The sequence below is a fragment of the Sphingomonas sp. genome (assembly GCA_019635535.1).
Lineage (GTDB): Bacteria > Pseudomonadota > Alphaproteobacteria > Sphingomonadales > Sphingomonadaceae > Allosphingosinicella.
In genome coordinates, this window is the sequence record JAHBZH010000001.1 from 2,019,680 (window position 1) to 2,043,452 (window position 23,773).

26 protein-coding genes are annotated in these 23,773 nt (G+C 67.3%); 19 read left to right on the plus strand and 7 right to left on the minus strand.

Annotation, left to right across the window (positions count from 1 at the left end; genetic code table 11):
* Positions 1-2: 2 nt before the first annotated feature.
* The gene (locus tag KF780_10350; GenBank protein MBX3562197.1) at positions 3-1,715 is read right to left on the minus strand and encodes an MFS transporter; all 1,713 of its coding nucleotides are present in this window, start codon (positions 1,713-1,715) and stop codon (positions 3-5) included.
* 114 nt (positions 1,716-1,829) lie between these two features.
* On the opposite strand from KF780_10350, the gene KF780_10355 reads away from it, so the two are divergent.
* Positions 1,830-2,963 (plus strand): Rieske 2Fe-2S domain-containing protein, encoded by a 1,134-nt coding sequence (locus KF780_10355; protein MBX3562198.1) that lies wholly within the window; start codon positions 1,830-1,832, stop codon positions 2,961-2,963.
* Positions 2,964-3,358: 395 nt separating this feature from the next.
* Here KF780_10355 and KF780_10360 read toward each other — a convergent pair whose 3' ends face one another.
* Complete coding sequence (locus KF780_10360) at positions 3,359-3,793, minus strand: response regulator (GenBank protein ID MBX3562199.1); 435 nt, start codon at positions 3,791-3,793, stop codon at positions 3,359-3,361.
* Between the two features lie 119 nt (positions 3,794-3,912).
* On the opposite strand from KF780_10360, the gene KF780_10365 reads away from it, so the two are divergent.
* From KF780_10365 to KF780_10405, 9 genes are all read left to right on the plus strand, one after another.
* Positions 3,913-4,773, plus strand: coding sequence for an rRNA pseudouridine synthase (locus KF780_10365; GenBank protein MBX3562200.1), 861 nt, complete (start codon positions 3,913-3,915; stop codon positions 4,771-4,773).
* Complete coding sequence (gene rsmD, locus KF780_10370) at positions 4,770-5,312, plus strand: 16S rRNA (guanine(966)-N(2))-methyltransferase RsmD (GenBank protein MBX3562201.1); 543 nt, start codon at positions 4,770-4,772, stop codon at positions 5,310-5,312. Before KF780_10365 ends, rsmD begins: the two co-directional genes overlap by 4 nt.
* Positions 5,313-5,380: 68 nt before the next feature.
* On the plus strand, positions 5,381-5,554 hold the full coding sequence (locus KF780_10375; protein ID MBX3562202.1) for a DUF1508 domain-containing protein: 174 nt from the start codon (positions 5,381-5,383) through the stop codon (positions 5,552-5,554).
* Between the two features lie 86 nt (positions 5,555-5,640).
* Positions 5,641-7,926 carry a UvrD-helicase domain-containing protein gene (locus tag KF780_10380; GenBank protein ID MBX3562203.1) on the plus strand — a complete coding sequence of 762 codons (2,286 nt, stop codon included), beginning with the start codon at positions 5,641-5,643 and terminating at the stop codon, positions 7,924-7,926.
* 215 nt (positions 7,927-8,141) lie between these two features.
* The gene (locus KF780_10385; GenBank protein ID MBX3562204.1) at positions 8,142-9,038 is read left to right on the plus strand and encodes a hypothetical protein; all 897 of its coding nucleotides are present in this window, start codon (positions 8,142-8,144) and stop codon (positions 9,036-9,038) included.
* Positions 9,039-9,368: 330 nt separating this feature from the next.
* Positions 9,369-10,706, plus strand: a complete 1,338-nt coding sequence (locus KF780_10390; protein ID MBX3562205.1) for an MFS transporter — start codon at positions 9,369-9,371, stop codon at positions 10,704-10,706.
* Positions 10,707-10,709: 3 nt separating this feature from the next.
* Positions 10,710-11,627 carry a cysteine synthase A gene (gene cysK, locus KF780_10395; protein ID MBX3562206.1) on the plus strand — a complete coding sequence of 306 codons (918 nt, stop codon included), beginning with the start codon at positions 10,710-10,712 and terminating at the stop codon, positions 11,625-11,627.
* A gap of 10 nt (positions 11,628-11,637) precedes the next feature.
* On the plus strand, positions 11,638-12,429 hold the full coding sequence (locus KF780_10400) for an AraC family transcriptional regulator (protein ID MBX3562207.1): 792 nt from the start codon (positions 11,638-11,640) through the stop codon (positions 12,427-12,429).
* A 29-nt stretch (positions 12,430-12,458) separates the two neighbouring features.
* Positions 12,459-12,971 (plus strand): hypothetical protein, encoded by a 513-nt coding sequence (locus KF780_10405; GenBank protein MBX3562208.1) that lies wholly within the window; start codon positions 12,459-12,461, stop codon positions 12,969-12,971.
* Between the two features lie 17 nt (positions 12,972-12,988).
* On the opposite strand, the gene KF780_10410 is transcribed toward KF780_10405, so the two are convergent.
* Positions 12,989-14,515 (minus strand): M20/M25/M40 family metallo-hydrolase, encoded by a 1,527-nt coding sequence (locus KF780_10410; GenBank protein MBX3562209.1) that lies wholly within the window; start codon positions 14,513-14,515, stop codon positions 12,989-12,991.
* Positions 14,516-14,636: 121 nt separating this feature from the next.
* Here KF780_10410 and KF780_10415 point away from each other — a divergent pair, with 121 nt between their 5' ends.
* Positions 14,637-14,894 carry a hypothetical protein gene (locus KF780_10415; GenBank protein ID MBX3562210.1) on the plus strand — a complete coding sequence of 86 codons (258 nt, stop codon included), beginning with the start codon at positions 14,637-14,639 and terminating at the stop codon, positions 14,892-14,894.
* Between the two features lie 29 nt (positions 14,895-14,923).
* On the opposite strand, the gene KF780_10420 is transcribed toward KF780_10415, so the two are convergent.
* Positions 14,924-15,598, minus strand: a complete 675-nt coding sequence (locus tag KF780_10420; GenBank protein MBX3562211.1) for a TetR/AcrR family transcriptional regulator — start codon at positions 15,596-15,598, stop codon at positions 14,924-14,926.
* 165 nt (positions 15,599-15,763) lie between these two features.
* Here KF780_10420 and KF780_10425 point away from each other — a divergent pair, with 165 nt between their 5' ends.
* Positions 15,764-15,919 (plus strand): hypothetical protein, encoded by a 156-nt coding sequence (locus KF780_10425; GenBank protein MBX3562212.1) that lies wholly within the window; start codon positions 15,764-15,766, stop codon positions 15,917-15,919.
* A gap of 36 nt (positions 15,920-15,955) precedes the next feature.
* A complete protein-coding gene (locus KF780_10430; GenBank protein ID MBX3562213.1) occupies positions 15,956-16,894 on the plus strand; it encodes a homocysteine S-methyltransferase family protein in 939 nt (312 codons plus the stop codon).
* On the opposite strand, the gene KF780_10435 is transcribed toward KF780_10430, so the two are convergent.
* The 3 genes from KF780_10435 to KF780_10445 all read right to left on the minus strand — a co-directional run bounded on the left by KF780_10435 (position 16,891) and on the right by KF780_10445 (position 19,937).
* Positions 16,891-18,399, minus strand: coding sequence for a YifB family Mg chelatase-like AAA ATPase (locus KF780_10435; protein ID MBX3562214.1), 1,509 nt, complete (start codon positions 18,397-18,399; stop codon positions 16,891-16,893). The two genes, KF780_10430 and KF780_10435, sit on opposite strands and share 4 nt — an antisense overlap.
* 57 nt (positions 18,400-18,456) lie before the next feature.
* Entirely contained in the window at positions 18,457-19,599 is a 1,143-nt protein-coding gene (locus KF780_10440) for a PqqD family peptide modification chaperone (GenBank protein ID MBX3562215.1), read from the minus strand.
* A gap of 62 nt (positions 19,600-19,661) precedes the next feature.
* Positions 19,662-19,937: a hypothetical protein gene (locus KF780_10445; GenBank protein ID MBX3562216.1), complete on the minus strand. Its 276-nt coding sequence runs from the start codon at positions 19,935-19,937 to the stop codon at positions 19,662-19,664.
* 187 nt (positions 19,938-20,124) lie between these two features.
* Here KF780_10445 and KF780_10450 point away from each other — a divergent pair, with 187 nt between their 5' ends.
* The 6 genes from KF780_10450 to yihA all read left to right on the plus strand — a co-directional run bounded on the left by KF780_10450 (position 20,125) and on the right by yihA (position 23,767).
* A complete protein-coding gene (locus KF780_10450; GenBank protein MBX3562217.1) occupies positions 20,125-20,442 on the plus strand; it encodes a hypothetical protein in 318 nt (105 codons plus the stop codon).
* Between the two features lie 89 nt (positions 20,443-20,531).
* Complete coding sequence (gene rpmH, locus KF780_10455; protein MBX3562218.1) at positions 20,532-20,666, plus strand: 50S ribosomal protein L34; 135 nt, start codon at positions 20,532-20,534, stop codon at positions 20,664-20,666.
* A 20-nt stretch (positions 20,667-20,686) separates the two neighbouring features.
* On the plus strand, positions 20,687-21,115 hold the full coding sequence (rnpA, locus tag KF780_10460; GenBank protein ID MBX3562219.1) for a ribonuclease P protein component: 429 nt from the start codon (positions 20,687-20,689) through the stop codon (positions 21,113-21,115).
* On the plus strand, positions 21,112-21,324 hold the full coding sequence (gene yidD, locus KF780_10465) for a membrane protein insertion efficiency factor YidD (GenBank protein ID MBX3562220.1): 213 nt from the start codon (positions 21,112-21,114) through the stop codon (positions 21,322-21,324). Before rnpA ends, yidD begins: the two co-directional genes overlap by 4 nt.
* A gap of 29 nt (positions 21,325-21,353) precedes the next feature.
* Entirely contained in the window at positions 21,354-23,132 is a 1,779-nt protein-coding gene (yidC, locus tag KF780_10470) for a membrane protein insertase YidC (protein ID MBX3562221.1), read from the plus strand.
* A gap of 17 nt (positions 23,133-23,149) precedes the next feature.
* Positions 23,150-23,767 carry a ribosome biogenesis GTP-binding protein YihA/YsxC gene (gene yihA / locus KF780_10475; protein ID MBX3562222.1) on the plus strand — a complete coding sequence of 206 codons (618 nt, stop codon included), beginning with the start codon at positions 23,150-23,152 and terminating at the stop codon, positions 23,765-23,767.
* The last annotated feature ends 6 nt before the right edge of the window (positions 23,768-23,773 follow it).

Here is a 23,773-nt window from a genome sequence, read left to right on the forward strand (position 1 = left end):
ACCTATTCCGCCGGCGCCGCCACAGGGTGATCGGGGGCCACCACGCCCGAGGCCTTGCCTGCACGAACCTCGCGGATCCATTCGAGCACGCACAGCACCACCGCGATCACGCCGATCAGCGCGGTGAAGACGAACACGAAATAATAGCCGCGCTCCTGGATCATCTCGCCGAGCGCGCCGCGGCCGAGCGTGCCGACCAACAAGGTCAGCGACGCGAGCAGCGCATATTGCACGGCGCTGTAACCCTTGGCGACGATCGAGGAGAGCCAGGCGACATAGGCCGCCCCCGCGATGCCGATGGCGAGATTCTCCGCCCCGATGGTGATCATCAGCCGCGCCAGCCTCTCGCTGCCGCCGAGCTGCTCGACCGCCCAGGTGAAGCCGGTCGCATTGCTGACCGCCGACATGGTCGCGCCGCCCACGGCCAGATCGGCGTAAAGCAGGTTGGTGGCGGCCGCGAGCGCCGCGCCGAGCGTCAGGGTGAACATCCGCCCGAGCACGGTGATCATCCAGCCGCCCAGCGCCAGCCCGAGGATGATCGCGCCGATCCCGAAGAACTTGGACGCGATCGCCACTTCGTCATTGGTGTAGCGCAGCTCGCCCAGATAGAATGGATAGGCGAACGTGCCCCAGATCGAATCGGTGATGCGATAGGTCAGCACCAACGCCAGGATCAGCACCAGCGACCAGCCCATGCGGCCGACGAACTCGACCAGCGGCAGGACAAGCGCGCGATAGAAATGATCGGTCACCTGGGTGGCGCGCGCTTCCAGCCCGCCTTCCGTCGGGATCACATGCCGCCCTTCGCGCCGGAGCTTCGCCAGCCAGGCGGCGACGAAGGCGGGCAGGATGATCGTGGCGACGATGATCAGCGGGCCGTACGTGGCCGTGAACTCGGTCGGGTTGGGACGGTCCTCGGGCAGCGCGGTCATCGAACGGACCATGAAGACCAGGACCGTTCCGATCGCCAAGGTCCAGAGCAGCCCGACGGCCAGCAGGCCCCATGTGCGCACGCGCGGTAGCAACTCTCCCGGCTGATAGAGCTCGTCGATCTCGTCGCCGGAGGCGATGACCGCGCTGGCCTTGTCCGTATCGGGAGCGAACAGGCCGGCCACGCCGATCGCGAGCAGCATCAGGCCGAGCAGCACATAGGTTTGCGGCCAGCCGATCCGCGCGGCGATGATCAGGCCAAGGGCGCCGCCGACCAGGGACGAGAGACGGAAGCCCATCTGATAGACAGTCGAGAGGATATCGATCGTCGCTTCCTCGTCGGCGATATCGATGCGCCAGGCGTTGATCGCGATATCCTGCGTGGCGCTGGTGAAGGCGCCGATGCCGGCGAGCAGGCTGAACAGGCCGAGCGAGCTCTTGGGATCGAGCAGGCTCATCGTGACGAGGATGATGCCGAGCAGAAGCTGTGCCGGCGCGATCCACTGCTTGCGCTTTCCCAGCCGGCGCAGGAACGGGATATCGACCTTGTCGACCAGCGGCGACCACAGGAACTGGAACGAATAAGCGAGCCCGATCAGCGAGAACACGCCCATCGTCTCGAGGTCCACTTCCGCCTCGGTGAACCAGGCGTAGAGCGTGCCCAGGAACAGCGCGAACGGCAGGCCCGAGGCGAATCCGAACAGCGCCATGAAACCCGATTTGGGATTGCGCAGCGAGCGAAACAGGCTGCGCCAACCGGGCTTCTGCGCTGCACTCGTGGCCATGCTCGTTTCTCCTGCTCGCTGGGCAGCGACCCTAGCGGCTCGCGGGATCATTACTAGGCCGATCAGAGCCGCCCTTCGCTTGCCTTACGTTCGCGTAAGGCGCACAGTCGTCGCATGGACATGCCGGCCCGCCGCACACCCACCAACGGTCAGCTCGCCCTCGCCCGGGCGATCGCGGCGGGCGAGAATGCGCATGGCGATGCGATCACCACGATTCCCGCCTCGGTCTATACCGATCCGGCGCGCTTCGCGGCGGAGAAGGCGCGGCTGTTCGACCGGTTGCCGCAGGTCATCGCGCCCTCCGCTTTGCTGGAGCCGGGCAGCGCGGTGCCGCATGACGGCTTCGGCATCCCGCTGCTGCTGACCCGCGACAAGGCCGGCCAGGCCCATGTCTTCTGGAATGTCTGCCGGCATCGCGGCACGCGGCTGGTGGAGGGCCAGGAGGTACAGTGCGCGCCGATGCTGGTCTGCCCCTATCATGCGTGGAGCTACAAGCTGGACGGGCGGCTGGCGGGCGTGCCGCGAGCCGAGACCTTTCCGGGGCTCGACAAGGCGGCGCACAATCTGGTCGAGCTGCCCTCCACCGAGGCGGGCGGGCTGATCTGGTTCGCGCGCGCGCCGAGCAATTTCGAGGATGCGGCGATGCTCGCCCCGGAATTCGACGCCTTCGGGCTGGCCGGGCACCATCTCTACCGCCGCCGCGTCCATGACGTCGCCTCCAACTGGAAGCTGATCATGGACGCCTTCCTGGAAAGCTATCACGTCCAGCGACTGCACGCGCCGACGATCGGCAAGTTCTTCGCGGACGGGATCACCACAGCGGACAAGATCGGGGTCCACCAGCGCTCCGCCGTCGGCCGCGCCGATTATCTGGCCAATATCGACCCGCAGGACTGGCCGGCGTTGCGCGCGGCGATCACCTATGCCTATCAGCTCTTCCCGGCGACCGTGATCGTGGTCAGCCCCGATTATGTGAACGTGATGACCCTGATGCCGCAGGCCGAGGACCGCACGCTCGTCGAGAATTTCATGCTGATCCCGGAGCCGCCCGAAACGCCGGAGGCCGAAGCGCACTGGGCGAAGAGCTGGACGCTGCTCGACGAAGGCACGTTCGGCGGCGAGGATTTCCGCGCCGCCGCGCTCGGGCAAAACGGCCTTTCCTCCGGATCGATCGCCGAAGTCACGCTCGGCACGCTGGAAACCGGCGTCCGCGATTTCCACGACGAAGTGGAAAAGGCGCTGAGCTAAATGCGTCTCGGCGCCTGGTCCAAGAACCAGGTAGCAGCCAGCCAGGCAACGGGTGTCGCACCAGCGCGATTCGCGATGTGGAAGTTGACGAACCTGACGCCACGTGCGGGGGCAACGCCCCTTCCCGTAAGGTCCAGAGCGCTCCGCAGAGCCACTCCGGTTCGAAAGGAAAGCCGACTTGGGCATGCCGGCAGCGTGACAGAGCATTTCCTACATTGGAAGCGACGGATGGGAGGTCCGTAATCGACCCGTTGCTGTCCTTCCCAATCGTCACCCCGGACTTGATCCGGGGTCCAGCTTTTCTCTTCAGGCTATCGAAAAGAAGCTGGATGCCGGATCAAGTCCGGCATGACGGTAATGAGAAACCAATGACCGACTTCCACCCACAACAACCCTCACGCCTCCTCCGCCGGCGCATAGAGGGTGAGCTGGCGCGGCGCCCTGCGCGAGCGGCCCTGCAGGCGGGCGTCGATCGCTTCCAGCGCGTTCAGCAGCACCTTGCCCGCATAGGGCTTGGCGAGGCAGCCGATGGCGAGGCTTTGCGCTTCCGGGCTGCAATTGCCGGTGGCGAAGAGGACGGGGATGCCCTTCGCCCGCGCCGCGCGGGCGACGTCCACGCCGTCGCCCACGCCGTTGAGCGCGATGTCGCTCAGCACCAGATCGAGCGGCTCGGCCGCGATCACCGCGAGGGCGGCGGCATGATTGTCGACGGTGGCGACCACTTCGTAGCCCGCCTCGCCCAGCAGATGCTCGTTGTCGAACGCGACCAGGGGCTCGTCCTCGACGATCAGGATTCGGCGGATCAGCCTTTCGCGCTTGCCGAAGAGCATGTAACGGAGCCCCCATTCACAGACTGGCTTCAACGCGTAACGAGCGATGGCGGCGCTGGTGCCGCGTTCCCGGCTCGTTTCATCGCGAAAAGCCATCGGCCCCCGCCGGAGACCAATCCATGCCCCCGTCCCGCGAAACCCATCGCATCGCCAAGCTGCTCGCCCGCGCCGGCATCGCCTCGCGCCGCGAGATCGAGCGGATGATCGCCGAGGGGCGGATCGCGATCGACGGGCAGGTGGTGGACACGCCCGCGACCCTGCTCACCTCGCTCCACGGCGTCACGGTGGACGGCAAGCCGGTCAAGGCCCCTGCCCCCGCCCGCCTGTTCCGCTTCCACAAGCCGGCGGGCCTGCTGACCACCGAGCGCGATCCCAAAGGACGCCCGACAATCTACGATCGGCTGCCCAAGGGATTGCCGCGCGTCATGCCGGTCGGGCGACTGGACATGAACACCGAAGGGCTGCTGCTGCTCACCACCGACGGCGAATTGAAGCGCCAGCTCGAGCTGCCCGCCACCGGCGTCGAGCGCAGCTATCGCGCGCGGGTATTCGGCGAGATCAGCCAGGCGCGGCTGGAGACGCTGATCGAGGGGGTCGAGATCGACGGCATCCGCTACGGCCCGATCGACGCCAATCTGGAGCGGCGGACCGGCCGCAACGGCTGGGTCGAAATGCGGCTGAAGGAAGGCAAGAATCGCGAGGTGCGCCGGGTGCTGGAGCACTTGGGCCTCCAGGTCTCCCGCCTGATCCGTACCGCTTATGGCCCCTTCCCGCTGGCCGACCTGGCGGCGGGCATGGTGGACGAGGTGCGCCAACATGACCTGGTGGCGTTTCGGAAGGCGCTCAACAATCCTCCCCGGAACGGGGAAGGGGACCGCGGCGCGAAGCGTCGTGGTGGAGGGGCCGGCGCCGGTTCCCCGACCCCTCCACCGCGCTCCGCGCGGTCCCCCTCCCCGTTCCGGGGAGGATTTAGGAAGTGAGGATCATCGCCGGCCAATGGCGGGGGCGCCCTCTGCTCGCGCCCGCCGGTCAGGCCACACGGCCGACCAGCGACCGGGCGCGCGAAGGGCTGTTCTCGATGCTGGCGAGCCGGATCGGCAGTTTCGAGGGGCTGGTCGTGGCGGACCTGTTCGCCGGGACCGGGGCGCTCGGCATCGAGGCGCTGTCGCGCGGCGCGGCGCATTGCAGCTTCTATGAGAAGGACCGGGAGGCACTCGACGCGCTGAAGCGCAATCTGGACAAGGTCGGCGCGACGGACCGGGCGGAGATCCGCGCCCAGCCGGTCGAACATGCGCTGCCGCCGCGCGCACCCTGCGACCTGATCCTGATGGACCCGCCTTATGCCACCGGGCTCGCCCAGGCGGCGCTCGACAGGATCGGCGCGGACGGATGGCTGGCGCCGGGCGGGTGGCTCGGCATCGAGACGGCCGGCGAAAGCCTCGCCTTCCCGCCCGCGCTGAAACCCGAGGCCGACCGCCGCTTCGGCAAGGCCCGCATCCTGCTGCTCAGCGCCGCCTGACCCCGCTTTTCCCACGCGCGCGCATCCGCTATCGTTTCGCCTCCAACCTGTTGGGAGGGAGTAAAAAGATGGCGCACAAGTTCACGATCAAGAAGGACGCGAAAGGCGAGTATCGCGCCTATTTCAAATATAACAGCGAGACGATCTTCTGGACGGAAGGATACAGCTCGCGCGCCAATGCGGTGAACGCCATCGAATCGGTCAAGAAGAACGGACCGGGCGCCCCGACCGAAGACGAATAAACGGCGCGGTTGCCCGCGGACAGCTGCCGGAAAAACGGCGCGCGAGCGGCTTGCCCGCGCGCGCGCCGTTCCCTACCTGTTCGCGGGTGACTCGCGCGCCCGCCCCCGAACCGCCTTATCTGGCCGGCCTCAACGCGCCGCAGCGCGAGGCGGTGCTGACCACCGAGGGGCCGGTGCTGGTGCTGGCCGGGGCGGGCACGGGCAAGACGGCGGCGCTGACCGCGCGGCTGGCGCATCTCGTCGCCACCCGCCGCGCCTGGCCGAGCGAGATCCTCGCCGTCACCTTCACCAACAAGGCCGCCCGGGAAATGCGGGAACGCGTCGGCCGGCAGATCGGCGAGGCCGTGGAGGGCATGCCCTGGCTCGGCACCTTCCACTCGATCGGCGCGAAGATGCTGCGCCGTCATGCCGAGCTGGTCGGGCTCAAGAGCAATTTCACCATCCTCGACACGGACGACCAGCTCCGCCTGCTCAAGCAGATCATCCTCGCCGCCGACATCGACGAGAAACGCTGGCCCGCCCGCCTGCTCGCCGGGATGATCGACAAATGGAAGAACAAGGGCTGGACGCCCGACCAGGTCGATGCCGGCGAGGCGGAGGGCTATGCGAACGGCAAGGGCGCCCAACTCTACAAGCTCTATCAGGCCCGCCTGCGCGATCTCAACGCCTGCGATTTCGGCGATCTGCTGCTGCACATGCTGGTGATCCTGCGCACGCACCGCGACGTGCTGGAGCTCTACCAGCAGCGCTTCCGCTACATCCTCGTCGACGAATATCAGGACACCAACCAGAGCCAGTATCTCTGGCTCCGCCTGCTCGCGCAGGAACGCCGGAACATCTGCTGCGTCGGCGACGACGATCAGAGCATCTATTCCTGGCGCGGCGCGGAGGTCTCGAATATCCTTAGGTTCGAGAAGGACTTTCCGAACGCTGTTATCATCCGGCTTGAACAGAATTACCGCTCCACCCCGCACATTCTCGGCGCCGCCTCCGGCCTGATCGCGCAGAATGCGGCGCGGCTGGGCAAGACGCTCTGGACCGAGGCGGACGCGGGCGAGAAGGTCCAGGTGGTCGGCGTGTGGGACGGGCCGGAGGAGGCGCGCCGGGTCGGCGAAGAGCTGGAAACTCTCCAAAGGCGCGGCGGACGGCTCAGTCAGGCCGCCATCCTGGTCCGCGCCCAGTTCCAGACCCGCGAGTTCGAGGACCGCTTCATCGCGATCGGCCTCAATTACCGCATCGTCGGCGGCTTTCGCTTCTACGAGCGCGCCGAAATCCGCGACGCGCTCGCCTATCTGCGCGTCATCGCCCAGCCGGCCGACGATCTCGCCTTCGAGCGGATCGTCAACACGCCCAAGCGCGGGCTCGGCGACAAGGCGGTGGCGAAGCTGCACGCCCTGGCGCGGGCCGAGGGCATCCCACTCAGTCTCGCCGCCGCGCAGATCCTCGACACGGACGAGTTGACCCCCGCCGCGCGTCGCAGCCTCGGCAACCTGGTCGGCGATTTCGCCCGCTGGCGGGGCAAGCTGGAGGAATTGCCGCATCCGGAGCTGGCCCGGCTCGTGCTCGACGAGAGCGGCTATACCGCGATGCTGCAGGCCGATCGTTCGACGGAAAGCGCCGGCCGCCTCGAAAATCTCGCCGAACTGACCCGGGCGATGGAGGATTACGAGACGCTCGGCGCCTTCCTGGAGCATGTCGCGCTCGTCATGGACAATGACGCGGCCGAGGACGCCGACAAGGTCACGATCATGACCATCCATGCCGCCAAGGGGCTGGAATTCGACACCGTCTTCCTCGCCGGGTGGGAGGAAGGGGTCTTCCCCTCGCAGCGCGCGCTGGACGAGGGCGGCAACGCCTCGCTGGAGGAGGAACGCCGCCTCGCTTATGTCGCGATCACAAGAGCGCGGCGCAAGTGCTTCATTTTCCATGCCGCGAACCGCCGCATCTACGGCCAGTGGACCAGCAGTATCCCGAGCCGCTTCGTCGCCGAACTGCCCGAGGACCACCTCGAACAGGAAACCACGATGAGCGGCGGCGAGTCGCTCTGGCGCGCCAACTGGTCGGAACGGGCCGATCCTTTCGCCCATCTCGCCGCCGCCCAATCCACCCGCGCCAGCACGCGCGGCCCTGGCTGGCAGCGCGCCGCCGCCTCGGGACAATTCGACCGCACCCCCGCCCGCGTCGTCGAAGCCCGCGCCAGCGCCGTCAGCTTCGGCAATCCGGGCCGCAGCGACATCGCGGTCGGCATGCGCGTCTTCCACTCCAAATTCGGCTATGGCGAGGTCGCCGAGATCGAGGGCAACAAGCTGGAGATCGACTTCGAACATTCGGGGCGCAAGCGCGTGCTGGATAGTTTTGTGAGTGCGGCCTGATGGTCACGCAAAAACGAGTGCCTGGCAGCAACCTCTACGAACAGACGCGCGAACGATACTTGGAGACCCTGTCCCCTCTTTTCTTTCCAAGAAACCCGTTTGCGCACGACATAGTTAGATACTTCTCGTCTCTGCTAAGGGTGGTTGGCTTAGAGGATCATGGGTGGGACCCGTATGCTGAGTCTAGGGCCTTATTGGAGGACCTTAACTCACTTATGCAGATGCCCCTGCCCAAGGAGGATTTTCCGGATAACTTTACGGTCTTCCGCCTTGGCCTGATACTTTACAATCACATCATCGAGATGAACGCCCCTTATGAGGTAATAGCCAATTTACTCCGATTTCATTTAAACGAGGGGTATTACCCGAATCCATTCTATAAATATCTGAGCTCTGATCAGAAGAAACGTGCATCTAGATTTGGCGTAAGCCCACGCCAAAAAGTCTCAGTGATAACACATTTATCAAAACGTTCCGGAATAGATGTTGGCTGCATTTTGAATGAATTTATTAATTGGGACCTTCGGAACGCGATAGCGCATTCCGATTATATATTGACGGAGGATAGTTTTCGCTCGCGAGGTGAGAAGCTCTCCTCCTCATTCAAAATCTCTCTGGATGAGATCGACAAGCTCATCACCTCGGCAAAGGCCTTCATCTCAGCCTTCTTTGTCCTTGAGCGAGAGGCGCGTCTCTCATGGGGAGGGTTTGCAGAACGAGCCGTACCGTATGATCCGATTTACAAAGGCCTGATGGAAGTCCTTGCCGATGGAGATGGCCTGATGACAGGCTATAAAGTGCACTGGCCCAACGGAGAGGAATCTTATTACAGACGGACCCCCGATGGGGTCGATATGGTAAACTGCTTCTTGAGCTCGAAAAACGAAACTGTTGAACTTTTTGTCGGAATGTATGCGCAGCAGAGAAGTGAATTTAGCCCTTTGGTCGAGAACGGGCGTGAGCCCGTATATTCACCCATTGCCAATGGAGAGGTTCCATATTGGAACCTAGAAGCAGCCGTAGCAAAGCAAGAACCGTTTCCTGCGGTTAAAGTCAGCATTAAGGATAATCAGATTGTTCAGCGAGCCGTAGATAGCGACACGATTAAATAGAGAACTTTCCTACAGCCCCCGCTGTCCATCATAAGCTGGCGGATGACCGACTCGTTCCCCCACGACCTCGCCTTCGATCCCGTCCCCTCGGCCACCGGGCGCCGCGACGGGTGGACGCCCGAGCGGCAGCGCGCCTTCATCCGCGCGCGCTCCCGGATTGGCCTCGTCACCGCCGCCGCGGCGCGGGAGGTGGCACCTTCGTCACTTTTCTCGCTTGAACATCGTCCCGCCGGACAGGAATTTCCCCCATCGCCCGCTCCTCCGCGATAATCCTCCAATCGCCCACGGCTTTGTTGCCGCCCGCCGCGCTCCGGCCTAAGTCCGCTCCCGATGTCCGCCGCCGTCCCCTCCTCCCCCTTCCACTATCGCGATTACCGGTTCTTCTGGTTCGCGCGGCTGGCGAGCACGATTGCGAACACGATGCTGATCGTCGTCATCGGCATCCACGTCTACGACATCGCGCGCGAGACGATGAGCATCTACGAGGCGAGCTTCTGGCTCGGCATGATCGGGCTCGCCCAGTTCCTGCCCTTGCTGCTGCTCGTGCTCGTCGCCGGCTATGTCGCCGACCGGATCGACCGGCGGCTGATCGTCGTGCTGGCGCTGGGCGGGGAGATGCTGTGCGGCCTGTGGCTCGCTGCCCTGGTCTGGGCCGATGCGATGAGCCTGGTGCCGCTCTTCGCGGTGTCGGTCGCGCTCGGCATCGGCCGCGCCTTCGCCGGGCCGGCGCTCGCCGCCTTCGCGCCCAATCTGGTGCCTGCCCCGCTGCTGCCGAGCGCGATCGCGCTGAACTCGATCGCCTGGCAGAGCGGCGCGGTGGCCGGGCCGCTGATCGGCGGCGGCGCCTATGCGCTCGGCGTCGCCCTCCCCTACGAGCTCTCCGCCTTGCTCTTCGCCCTCTCGGTCGGCGCGATGCTGATGGTGAAGCGCATCCCGCGCGGCAATGCCGGGGAGAGCAAGCCGCTGCGCGCGGTGATCGAGGGCCTGGCCTATGTGCGCGACAACAAGATCGTGCTGGGCGCGATCACGCTGGACCTGTTCGCGGTGCTGCTCGGCGGCGCGACGGCGATGCTGCCCGTGTTCGCGCGCGACATCCTCCATGTCGGCTCGGAGGGACTGGGCGCGCTGCGCGCCGCGCCGGCGATCGGTGCCGCGCTCACCGCCGCCTTCCTGGCGCGCCGACCGTTGCAGCGCCATGTCGGGCGCAAGATGTTCATCTGCGTCGGCATCTTCGCGGTGGCGACGATCGTGTTCGGCGAAAGCCGCTGGATGTGGCTGTCGTTGGCCAGCCTGTTCGTGCTCGGCGCCGCGGACATGGTCAGCGTCTATGTCCGCGCCTCGCTGATCCAGATCCACACGCCGGACGCGATGCGCGGGCGGGTGTCGTCGGTCTCCGGCCTGTTCATCTCCACCTCCAACGAGCTGGGCGAATTCCGTGCGGGCCTCGCCGGCGCCGCCTTCGGGCCGGTCGCGGCGGTGGTGGGCGGCGGCGTGCTGGCGCTGGGCGTCACCGGCCTGTGCGCCTGGGCCTTCCCGGCGCTGCGCAAGGCCGACCGCTTCGTGCCGCCCGATGCCGAAATCCTCGACGCGGAGGCCGGAAAGGGCCAACCTGACGTCGAGCTACCTCCGCTGGTCGCCGGCCAGAAACTTGAGACCGAGAAAGGATAGCAGATGAAAGCCGCCAGCATTCTCGAGACGATCGGCAACACGCCGCACATCCGGATCAACCGCCTGTTCGGCGATGCCGAGGTCTGGGTGAAATCCGAACGCGCCAATCCGGGCGCCTCGATCAAGGACCGCATCGCGCTGGCGATGATCGAGGATGCCGAGAAGTCCGGCAAGCTCCAGCCCGGCGGCACGATCATCGAGCCGACCAGCGGCAATACCGGCATCGGTCTCGCCATGGTCGCCGCGGTGAAGGGCTACAGGCTGGTGCTCGTCATGCCCGAAAGCATGAGCCTGGAGCGCCGCCGGCTGATGCTGGCTTATGGCGCGACCTTCGATCTCACGCCCAAGGAAAAGGGCATGAAGGGCGCGATCGCCCGTGCGCAGGAGCTGATCGAGCAGACGCCGGGCAGCTGGATGCCGCAGCAATTCGAGAATCCGGCGAACCTGGAGGTCCACCGCCGCACGACCGCGCAGGAAATCCTGAACGATTTCAAGGATTCGCCAATCGACATTCTGATCACCGGCGTCGGTACGGGCGGCCATATCACCGCCTCGGCCGAAGTGCTGAAAGCCGCCTGGCCCGGCCTGCAGGTCTTCGCGGTCGAGCCGACCCTGTCGCCGGTCCTCTCCGGCGGGCAGCCGGGGCCGCACCCGATCCAGGGCATCGGCGCCGGCTTCGTCCCCGCCATCACCGATGTGTCGCTGTTCGACGGCATCCTCCAGGTCGACCCCGCCGACGCCAAGGACTGGGCGCGGCGTTCAGCCCGCGAGGAAGGCCTGTTGGTCGGGATCAGCTCCGGCGCCACGTTGGCGGCCATCTCGCAGAAGCTGGCCGAGGTCGGCACCGGCAAGCGCATCCTCGGCTTCAACTACGACACCGGCGAGCGCTACCTCTCGGTGCCGGACTTCCTGCCCGAATAGCCGCGCGGCGATGCTCTTCCGCGAACTGCCCTTGCCGGAGGCGGCGCGCGGCGCCGCCGCCTGCGCCTGGCGGTTCGCGCTGGAGGATCACGATCCGCCGGCCATCGAGCACATCGCCCCGCCGGACGGCGCGACCAATTTCGTCGTCATCGTCGGTCCGGACGGGCAGCTCATGGCGCGGTTCATCGGCCCGGCGCTCGCAGCGCGGCGCATTCCGGTCATGCGCGGCTGGTCCTATGCCGGCCTGAGGCTGCGGCCCGAGGCGGCGTTGGCCGTCACCGGCCGGGCGCCCGATCCCGCATTGTCGGAGCCGCTGGCGACGGACGGGCCCTTCGCGGCGATCATCGTCGATCTTGCCGCCCTCGCCGTCGACGACTGGCGGGGCGGCGAAGGCATCGCGGCGGCGCTCGCCGGCATAACCGGCCAAGATCGGGCGGTCGCCGACGCGGTCGATCGCCTCGCCCTCAGCGGCGGCACGATTCCGATCGCCCGGCTCGCCGAGCAGGCCGGGATCGGCGCCCGGCAATTTCGCCGCCGTTTCCTCGCCGCGACGGGCATCCCCGCCAAGCAATATGCCTCGATCCAGCGCGTGCGCCGCGCGCTGCTGCTGTCGCTCGGCGATCCCGACTGGGCGGGGATCGCCAGCGCGGCCGGCTTCGCCGACCAGCCCCATCTCGCCCGCGACATCAGGGGCCGGTTCGGCGCCGCGCCGGTGACGGTGCGCGGCTATCTCGGGGGCATCCGGCACGAGCTGATCGCGCCCGTCCGTTTCGTTCAAGACGCCGCTCCGCGCGGCGGCTAGGAGCCGGCCAGCCACCGATGGAGCCCGCCATGCGAATCATCGTCGCCCTTGTTATGCTGTTCGCCATGTTTCCCGCCGCCGCCCAGACACCGCCGCCGCCGAGCGAGAGAATGGCGCCTTTCGCCGCCCTGGTCGGCGACTGGCACGGATCGGGCTGGATCGTCACGCCGCAGGGCCGGCGGGCCGAGGTGCGATCGCGCGAGACGGTGACGGCGCGGCTGTCCGGCAATGCCCTCCTCGTCGAGGGCCGGCATTTCGAGGCCGGCCAGCCCGATCGGCTGGTCCACGACGCGATGGCGATGATCGTCTGGGACGCCCCGACCGGCGCCTACCGCATGCGCAGCGCGCTCGCGAGCGGCCTCAACGGCGATTTCGCGATCGAGCCGCGCGGCGAGACGATCGCCTGGGCGATGGACACGCCCGGCGGCCGGATCGACTATCTGATCACGATCAGCGGCGACACCTGGATCGAGCACGGCACGCTCACTGCGCCCGACGGCCGCCAGATCGCGTTCATGGAATTGCGGCTCACGCGGCAATAGCCGTGCGAGCCCTTCACCTACCGGATCGTCGCCAGCTCGTAGAGCATGTCCGCGTACATCATCGCGCTCTCGTTCAGGCCCGCGACGCGCGGATTGCTGCTCTCGACGATGAAGAACTCGTTGGGCGCGTGGGCGCCGCCGCCATGGCCGATTCCGAAATGACCCGCCGGCTTGCGCAGCGGATCGCCGGTGAAGACCACGCCGGGCCATGAACCCGCGCTGCGCGGAAACAGGCTGAACGGCACATTGGCGCGGGTGAAGACCGCCTGCTGGGCACGGATCAGGCGCGAATCCTCCGCCGTCTCGGTCGGGTTGTAGCCGCCGCTCATATTGACCTCGACATCCCCGAAGCCGTTCGCGGCGAGATGGGCGCGCAGCTTGGCGAGGCAATCCTCGACCGTCATATTCGGGACCAGCCTCAGGTCGAGCTTGGCGACGCCCCGCGCCGGCAGGATCGTCTTGCCCCCCGGTCCCGTATAGCCGGCGACCAGCCCTTCGATATTGACGGTGGGTTGCGACACGAGCCGTTCGAGGGATTCGCGCCAGGGCAGATCGTCGATCCAGCGCGGCACGCCGAGCTGGCGCTTAGCCTCATCCTCGTTGCGCACCCGGGCATTTTCGGCAACGAGCGCGCGCTCCCGCGCGGTCAGGGGGCGGACATGATCGAACCAGCCCTCGATCGCCGGCGTGTTGCCGCCATCGCGGACCAGGCTGTTCAGCGCCATGACGAGGTGCCAGACCGGGCTGTCGACCTGCGCCTTCAGGCTGGAATGGATGTCCTGTGCCGGGCCCCGTCCCCAGCGCTCGCCGCTGGCGACCAGCTCCAGCTCGATGATGCCCTTGGAGCCCAAGGTGATCATCACTTGCCCGTCCGGCCCCTGGCTGGCGAAGGGAATGAACACCCCTTCCGCCCGACGGAAGGCGCGCAGCACCTCGGCATCCTGAAAGACGTTGTGGAAATTGGGCGAGCCGATCTCCTCCTCGCCCTCGGCGAGCAGCACCAGATTGACCGGCAGCCGCTTGTTCGCCGCCCTGAAGGCGTGGAGCGCGGCGAGGAAGGCCCCTTCCGGTCCCTTCTGGTTGACCGCGCCGCGCCCCCGGATCGCGCGGCCGACCGGATGATCGAAGAATTGCGCCTCGAGCGGCGGCGTGGTCCATTCGGACGCGTCATACTGCTTCACGTCGTACATGAAATAGATGCCGATGGTGCGGGGCGCACTGGCGTCGAGCACGCCGAACACCGCCGGGATGCCGCCGGTCGAAACCTTGCGCACGCCGGTGAAGCCCGCCTCCGTCGCGAGCCGCATCATATGATCGGCGCCGGGATCGATGTTGAGCCCTTCGGCGGCGATGGTGGGCAGCGCGATCCAGTCACGGATCCGTGCCACCGCCTCGTCATGCCCGGCCTCGATGGCGCGGCGCAGCGCGTCCCGGTCGCCATCGCGCCGGCTCTGGGCGAACGTCGCGCCCGGCGCCAGCAATGCGGCGGAGGCCGCGGCGGCTTTCAGGATATCGCGGCGGTTCGAAGACGGCTGATCGGTCATGGCGCTCCCCTGTTCGACGGCGGGGAGGAATGAACAACCGTCGTCGCGCGCTGTCCAGCCCCTTCCGGAACCGACCGGCGAAGGACGGCGTTCTGGCGGCGTAACCAAGGGGAGCTTCCAGATGGACGAACAGGAACGGCCGACGGTCGAGCGCGAGACGACCGTGATCCACACCCGCGAAAGCGGCGGCGGGGGCGTGATCGCCGCCGTGGTGCTGCTGTTCGTGGCCGGCGCGATCGCCTTCTTCTTCTTCGGCGGCTATTTCGAGAAGGCGGCGGACGACGTGAACGTAAACGTCAATGTCGATGTGCCGAAGGTCGAGTTGCCCGATGTGGAGATCGCGCCGCCGCCCGCGACGGAGCCCGCCAACAAGACATAGTTTCCCGGCCTACGCCGCCGAGAGCGCGCTTACCGCGTCACGGGCGCGAAAATCTCCCGGATCATCGCGCGATGGAGCAGCGATTGACGCTCGATCACGCCGGCGTCGCCGAGCGCCCGCCACAAGATGATGCTGCCGTCCGTCACCACCGTGATCTGGTCGGCAAGATCGGCGAGGTCGATGGCGATACGCGGCGGATAGACGCGCGCGACCGCTTCCAACCAGGCGAGGTTGCGTCGGCGCCAGTCGATCATGCCCTCGCGATTTAGCCGCGTCACCTCCGAATCGAACAACCGGTCCTGATAGGTCAGCGTCGAGACCAGGCAGCCGGGATGGGTCGTGAGCATGTCCGCCATCGTCTCGGACATCAGCTTGAGGTAGATCAGGAAGGCATGGAGCGGGTCGTCGCTGAGCTCGCGTGCGCGCGCCTCGAGCCGGTCGAGCAACGCTGCATTTTCCGCCAGATAGCGTTCGATCAGCGCGCGGGCGAGATCGTTCTTGTCTTTGAAATGATAGAAGAAGCCGCTCTTGGTGATGCCGGCGGCCTCGACCAGTTCGTCGATCGAAGTGGCGGCGAACCCCTTGTCGAGAATCCGCTCATAAGCGAGGTCGAGCAATCGTCCGCGGGTCCGCGCGCCCTTGCCGCCGGTGGAAGTGCCGGACTGTACCGCCGGTGCTTTTTTCGCTGTCGCCGGGCCCGGCATCGTTCGTTTCCCTCGCGTGATGACCCCGAATTTCCCTAGCATATTCGTGGCTTGGCCGCACCATGGAGGAAAGCGACCGCGAGCAGGCTGGATGCGCAACGACGTCCGGCCCTAGTTTGGCGGCATCCCCCGGCGACCGTCGGGGGCTCTCTTCGGGAGTGTGACATGAACCGTTCGGCGGGCGCGATGCTGTGCCTCCTTTTCTTCCTGTCCGGCGCGATGACGACGGCCGCGGACGGCAGCCTGCTTCGAATCGACGTGGAAGCAACCGCCCATCCGGGTGACCGGATCACGGACGTGCTGCTCGACGGCCGATTCTAGTCTCCTCCCTCCCCGACAATTCATCAGGATTCGATCATGAACACCCACTCCCTGCCCCAGCCCGGCCGCCTGTTTCTCACCGACGGCGGGCTCGAGACCGACTTCATCTTCAACCGCGGCATCGACCTGCCCTGCTTCGCCTCGATCATGCTGCTCCGCGACGCGCAAGGGCGGCACCAGCTCGAAGCCTATTTCCGGCGCTATCTGGAAATCGCGCGCGGCACGGGCGCCGGCTTCATCCTTGAAAGCGCGACCTGGCGCGCCAGCCCGGACTGGGCTGCGCCGCTCGGCCTGGCACTTGCAGAACTGGAGCATCTGAACCTCGCTGCGATCGAGATGCTCAAAGCACTGCGCGCCGAATATCAAACGGAAACCATGCCGATCTTCGTCAGCGGCTGCCACGGCCCGCGCGGCGACGGTTACGATCCCGAGCGGATCATGAGCATCGGCGAGGCGCGGGACTATCATGCCTGGCAGGCCGAAATTCTTGCCCGCGCCGGCGCGGACATGCTGAGCGGGTTGACGATGACCAACGTCAACGAAGCGATTGGCGTCGCGCGCGCCGCCCGCGACGTCGGCCTGCCCGCCGTCATCTCGTTCACGGTCGAGACCGACGGCCGCCTGCCCACCGGCGACATGCTCGGCGACGCGATCGAAGCGGTGGATGCCGCCACCGACGGCTATCCCGCTTACTTCATGATCAACTGCGCGCATCCGAGCCATTTCGAGACCAGCTTGGCCGAAGGCAGCGGCTGGACCCGCCGCATTCGCGGCCTGCGCGTCAACGCGTCGCGGTGCAGCCATGCCGAGCTGGACGCGATGACCGTGCTCGATGATGGCGATCCTGCCGAGCTGGGCCGCGAACATCGCGCACTGCGCGCGCAATTGCCTTGGATCGATGTGCTGGGCGGCTGCTGCGGCACCGACCACCGCCACGTCGCGGCGATCGCCCAGGCCTGCCTGGAAACCGCCTAGCTGCGCGGCGCCTGACGCCGGTAGCTGAGCGCTTCGGCGACATGGACCCTGCCGACCTCGCCGGCGCCGGCGAGGTCGGCGACGGTGCGCGCGACGCGCATGACGCGGTGATAGCCGCGCGCGGAGAGGCGCATCGCCTCGGCGGCTTGGGCGAGCAGGCGCTTGCCGGGATCGTCGGGGGCGGCGACGGCGTCGAGCAACTCGCCGTCCGCCTCGGCATTGGTGCGCGGGCCCTTTCCGTCGTAGCGCGCGGTCTGGACGGCGCGCGCAGCGGCGACCCGCGCGGCGACTTCGGCGGAGCCCTCGGCGGGCGGCGGCAGCGCGAGATCGGCGGCGGCGACGGCGGCGACCTCGACATGCAGGTCGATCCGGTCGAGCAAGGGCCCTGAAACCTTGGCCTGGTAATCGGCGGCGCATCGGGGCGCGCGGGCGCAGGCGAGCGCGGGATCGCCGAGATGGCCGCAGCGGCACGGATTCATCGCCGCGACGAGCTGGACCCGGGCCGGGAAGGTGACATGGGCGTTGGCGCGCGCGACCTGAACGACGCCCGTCTCCAGCGGCTGGCGCAGCGAATCGAGCGCGACGCGCTGGAATTCCGGCAGCTCGTCGAGGAAGAGCACGCCGAGATGGGCGAGGCTGATTTCGCCGGGCCGCACCTTCAGCCCGCCGCCGACCAAAGCGGGCATCGAGGCGCTGTGGTGCGGCGCGCGATAGGGCCGGGTGCGGATCAGGCGGCCGTCCTTCAGCTCGCCGGCCACCGAGGCGACCATCGAGACTTCCAGCGCCTCGGCCGGATTGAGATCGGGCAGGATGCCGGGCAGGCAGGCGGCGAGGAGCGACTTGCCGGCGCCGGGCGGGCCGCTCATCAGCAGGTTGTGGCCGCCCGCCGCGGCGATCTCCAGCGCGCGCTTGGCGGTTTCCTGACCCTTCACCTGGGCGAGATCGGGGCCGCGGCCCGGCGGCTCCGCCTCGCCCGGCACGGGCGGGGTCAGCACCGCCTGCCCGCGCAGATGATTGGTGAGGGCAATGAGATCGGGCGCGGCGATCACCTCGACATCGCCGGCCCAGGCCGCCTCCCCGCCCTGCGCAGCCGGGCAGATCAGCCCCAGCCCCTGCGCCGAGGCATGGAGCGCGGCGAGCAGCACGCCGGGCGACGGCGCGATCCGGCCGTCCAGCCCCAGCTCGCCGACCGCGACATAGCCGGCCAACGTTTCTGCATCGACCGCGCCCATCGCGGCGAGCAGGCCGAGCGCGATCGGCAGATCGTAATGCGAGCCTTCCTTGGGCAGGTCCGCCGGCGAGAGATTGACCGTGATCCGCTTGGGCGGCAGCGACAGCCCGATCGCGGCGAGCGCGGCATGGACCCGCTCCCGGCTTTCGCCCACCGCCTTGTCCGGCAGGCCGACGACGAGGAATTTGGGCAGACCCGGCGCGATCTGCACCTGCACCTCCACGGCGCGCGCCTCCAGCCCCAGAAACGCCACCGTGGCGACATGCGCGACCATCCTGCCCCCTCTCCCCCTGCCCGCACCTTGGCGGCAAGTCGACAGGAAGTCGAGATGTCAGGCGGGACGAATAAGATCGCGCTCTGTCAATGTTTCGAAGAACAGGCGCACGTCGCGCTCGATCTCGTCCGGATCGCGATCGGGAAAAGCGCTCTGCACTATTGCGGCGGCCTCGCCTGTTCCGACCGGTTCGGCCATCAGGTTCCAAAGACCGAAGGCGAGATCGTCGAGTCGATAGACGCCGTCGCTGCGCGCGCAGACCAGATAGCGCACGCCGTCCACCTCATGCACGGCGACACCTGGCGCTGGTCTGAACTGCGGCTCGCTCGGGCCGGACCAGGCCGGGCGTTCGCCCGAAGGCGCGGGCGGCGCGGCGCGATCCGGCGCCATCCACATCGCGCCGCTGCGCACCGTCCTTGCCAGCAGCTCGGCGGCATCGTCGAGATCGGAATAATGCAGGACATGGCAGGGCACGGCCTCGATCAACGCGGCGATCCGGCCGATCGCACCGCTCGCGCCGACGCGCGGCGACAGATTCTGGAGGAGCAGTGCCTCCACGCCGTCGCCGGGCGAAGCGGCCTCGATACGGGCGCCGGGCACGCCGCGCTCGAGCAGGACGACCGCGCCGATCCTCGCCGTCTTGCCGAAGCGCGGGCGGACCGCGCCCGGCAGGTCGAGATAGAGATAATCCTCGTCCCCCGGTCCCTCATGCGCCGCCAGGAAGTCCCGGAACATGTCGCCGATCCCCGGCGGCAGGGGCCGGCGCAGGCGCGGCGCGATGCCGAAGGAGCTGCCGGATCGTTCGTCCGCGCCGCCGAGAATCAGCATGTCGTCGGCGAACAGATCCCAGCCGGCGGCGGCAAGGCGTGCGGCGAGCGTGCTCTTGCCCGCCCGCGCCGTGCCCGGAAAGATGATCAGGCGTCCGTCCAGCGCCGCCGCCGCGCAGTGCAAAGTCAGCCGGTCCGGATTTTCGGCGAGCCAGGCTTCGGCAAGATCGACCGCCAGATTGGCGGCGGCGCGGAACGGATCGGGCTCCACCACCGGCGCGTCCAGCCAGGGCGCTTCGATATGGAAGGCGCCATCGCGGCGGGCGACGCGCAGTGGCGTCTCGCCGTCGTCGGATGTCGGTTCCGCGCCCCAGCCGTCGCACAAACGGCCTAGCCAGCCGATCAGGCTGTCGCTGTCGCCCTCGAACGACACCGGTGCAGAGAGCGGCGGAAAGGAAAACCTCACGCCGCCCTAGGCCCCGGCCTCAAACCGGGTCACCAACGGTAATAGGGCCGCCGGGGACGGGACGGCCGCGAAGGCCTCGAGAAGCGACGGTAATTGGCCCTGTGGCGCCGCCACCGCTGGCGTGCGCGGGGACGCGATGGGCGAGACGGGCGAGACGGGCGCGACCAGGAGCCGCCGCGCCGCTGCGCCTTCGCTTCGCTGATGCCGAGAATGGCGGGGCCGGCATAGGCGGCCAGCGCGCCGAGGCCGAGCAGGCCCAGCATGCGGCGGCGCTCCGGATGCTTGATGTCGTTTTCGTCGCTCATCAATTCCTCCCGCTACACGTCACATTATCGCAGCACCGAACTGAACGTTTCGCGGCTGAACCCTTTCTTAATCCGCCGCCAAGCGCGACGAACCGCCCGCGTAACGCGTGGAGTCGAGCCGATCGCGCATTGCGCTTATCCTGTCGGGCGACTTGCAGGCCTGCCTCGTGCTGCCCAGATGAGCTTGATGACGCCGCGGCAGAAATGGCTGGCATGGGGTCGGGTGCCCGTGGTCAGGCAATGCCTGTTCCTGCTCGGCTGCTTCCTGATCCTCGTCTCGCCTCTGGTCGGCGCGATTCCGGGGCCCGGCGGCGTGGTCGTCTTCGCGCTCGGGCTGGGCCTGATGCTCAAATATAGCGAATGGGCGAAGCGCAAATATGTCGCGTTCAAGCGCCGCCATCCGAACAAGGGCCGCTGGGCCGATTGGGGCATGCGCCGGAGCAGCGCGGCGCGGCGCGAGGAAATCCGCCAGCAGCAGGGTGAAAATGACGCCGCCGGCGATTGACTTTGCTTCGGCTCTTGCCTATCGGCGCCCTCAACGAGGCCGCCCTAGCGCGGCCCTTTTCTTTCGATACGAATTACGAGGAATGAGCGATGAAGCGCACCTTCCAGCCGAGCAATCTCGTGCGCAAGCGCCGGCACGGCTTCCGGGCCCGGATGGCGACCGTCGGCGGCCGCAAGGTCCTTGCCGCGCGCCGCAGCCGCGGCCGCAAGAAGCTTTCGGCGTAACCAAACCCGATATCGGGAAGCTGACCCGCCGCGCGGACTTCCTGGCCGCGAACGGCGGGTTTCGCGCGCCCACGTCCGGCTTCGTCCTGCTGGTGCGGCGGCGCGACGACGGCGACGCGACGATGCGCCTCGGCCTCACCGTTTCCAAGAAGGTCGGCAATGCGGTGATCCGCAACCGGATGAAACGCCGGTTCCGCGAATTGGCCCGCGCCGTTCTGCCGGAGCGGGGCATAACCGGCGCCGATCATGTGCTGATCGGCCGGATGGGCGGCATCGAACGGCCGTTCGAGATGCTGACCGCCGATCTTACGAATGCTTTGGCCAAACTCCAAAGAAACACCGTTCGGCCTGAGCCTGTCGAAGGCCTGCCCTTTCCTTCCGACCTCCCGAAGAACAAAAGCAGGGCTTCGACAGGCTCAGCCCGAACGGATGGGGAGCGTGATGGATGATCGCGAAGGCGCTGATCCTGATCGCGCGAGGCTGGCAATTGGGCCCGTCGCGCGTGCTGCCGCCGAGCTGCCGCTTCCAGCCAAGCTGCTCGGCCTATGCAATCACCGCGCTTTCCCGCTATGGCGCGCTGCGCGGAAGCTGGCTGGCATTGCGCCGGCTGCTGCGCTGTCACCCCTGGGGGGGATCCGGCCACGATCCGGTGCCATGACCAATGTTGCGAATGATGAGGGGCAATAGGTGAACGATCACAAGAACATGATCCTGGCGATCGCGCTGTCCGCGCTCGTCCTTATCGGCTGGACCGTGATCGCCGACACCTGGTTCCCGCCCGCCAACCCGCCGGTGACCAAGATCGAGGACGGCCGCGAGGTGGCGGTCGAACGGCCGACCGTGACGCCCGTCGCCGAAACGCCCCGCGTGACCCGGGCACGCGAGACCGTGCTCGCCGAAAGCCCGCGCGTGCGCATCGAGACGCCCCGCCTCGCCGGCTCGATCAACCTGGCCGGCGCGCGGATCGACGACCTGGTGCTGACCGGCGAGCGCGAGGGGATCGGCCGCGATTCCCCGCCGGTGCGGCTGTTCTCGCCCTCCGGCTCGCCCGGCGCCTATTTCGGCACCTTCGGCTGGACCGGCGACGGCATGCGCCTGCCCGACGCCGAGACCGTCTGGCGCGCCAGCGGCGGAACGCTGACGCCCGAAACGCCGGTGACCCTGAGCTGGGACAATGGCGAAGGGCAGCTCTTCGAGATTCGCCTGTCGGTCGATGCCGGCTATCTGTTCACCGCCGATCAGCGTGTCGTGAACCGCGGCGGCGCGCCGGTGGTGGCCCGCCCGTTCGCGCTGGTCAGCCGGGTCGGCGTCTCCGCCGATCCGGACTGGTGGACGATGCATGTCGGCCCGGTCGGCGTGTTCAATGGCGTCGCCGACTATGACAACAATTGGACCGACGTCGCCGAAGCGGGCGCCCGGACCTTCTCGACGCGTGGTGGCTGGCTCGGCTTCACCGACAAATACTGGCTCGCGGCGATCGTCCCCGATCAGGCGCGCACCGTGGAGGCCGCGTTCCGCCACAATGGCGGCACCGACAGCTACCAGGCCGATTTCACCATCGCGCCGACCGTCGTCGCGCCCGGCCGCGGCCTTGCGACCACGACCCGTTTGTTCGCCGGCGCGAAGGAAGAAGGGCTGCTCGCCACCTATACCGACGAACTCGGCACCCGACTCGACAAGGCGATCGACTGGGGCTGGTTCGAATGGTTCATGCAGCCGATCTTCAAGCTGCTGCTCTGGCTGTTCGCCTATCTGGGCAATTTCGGCCTGGCGATCATTTCGCTGACCGTGATCGTCCGCCTGCTGCTCTATCCGATCGCGCAGAAGCAGTTCGCCTCGATGGCGGCGATGCGCGTCGTCCAGCCCAAGATGAAGGCGATCCAGGAGCGCTACAAGGACGACCGGCCGAAGATGCAGGAAGAGATGATGAAGCTCTACCGCGAGGAGAAGGTGAACCCCCTCGCCGGCTGCCTGCCCATCTTCCTGCAAATCCCGATCTTCTATGCGCTCTACAAGGTGCTGATGCTGTCGGTGGAGATGCGGCACGAGCCGTTCGTGCTGTGGATCCGCGATCTTTCCGCGCCCGATCCGCTCACCCCGGTCAACCTGTTCGGCTTCCTGCCCTTCACGCCGCCGGCCTTCCTGATCATCGGCATCCTGCCGATCCTGGTGGGCGTGACGATGTGGCTGCAGATGCGGCTCAATCCGGCGCCGATGGACCCGATCCAGAAGCAGGTCTTCGCGATCATGCCCTGGGTGCTGATCGTCATCATGGCGCCGTTCGCGGCCGGCCTGCAGCTTTACTGGGTGACCAACAACCTGCTGTCGATCGGCCAGCAGAAGCTGCTCTACATGCGCCATCCGCAGCTCAAGGCGCAGGCCGGCGCCGTGGCGACGGCCACCGCGCCGCCCTCGCCGCCGGCCGATCCGGCGCCGAAGACGAAGCCGCGTCGTCCCCGCAAGTGAGCGGCGACGACGATCTGATGGAGGCGGCCCGGAAGCTCTTTTCCGGGCCGGTCTCTTTCCTGAAATCGGCGCCGGAGCTGAAATTCCTGCCCGATCCGGAGGTACCGGAGATCGCCTTCGCCGGCCGCTCCAACGTGGGCAAATCCTCGCTGCTCAACCGGCTGACCAACCGCTCGGGGCTGGCCCGCACCTCCAACACGCCGGGCCGCACGCAGGAACTCAACATCTTCGAGGTCGGCGATCCGGTACGGCTGCGGCTGGTGGACATGCCGGGCTACGGCTTCGCCAAGGCGCCGAAGGAGCTCGCCAGGAAGTGGCGCTTCCTGGTCAACGACTATCTGCGCGGCCGGCAGGTGCTGAAGCGCACGCTGCTGCTGATCGACAGCCGGCACGGCATCAAGGAGATCGACCGCGAGCTGATGAAGATGCTCGACGACGCGGCGGTCAGCTATCATCTCGTCCTCACCAAGGCGGACAAGATCAAGGCGAGCGCGCTCGACGAGGTGACGCAGCGCACGGCGGAGGAAGCGCGCCGGCATCCCGCCGCGCATCCGGAGATCATCGCGACATCGAGCGAAAAGGGGCTGGGCATGGACCGGCTGCGCGCGGCGGTGCTAGAGGCGGCGCAAGTCTGACGCCGC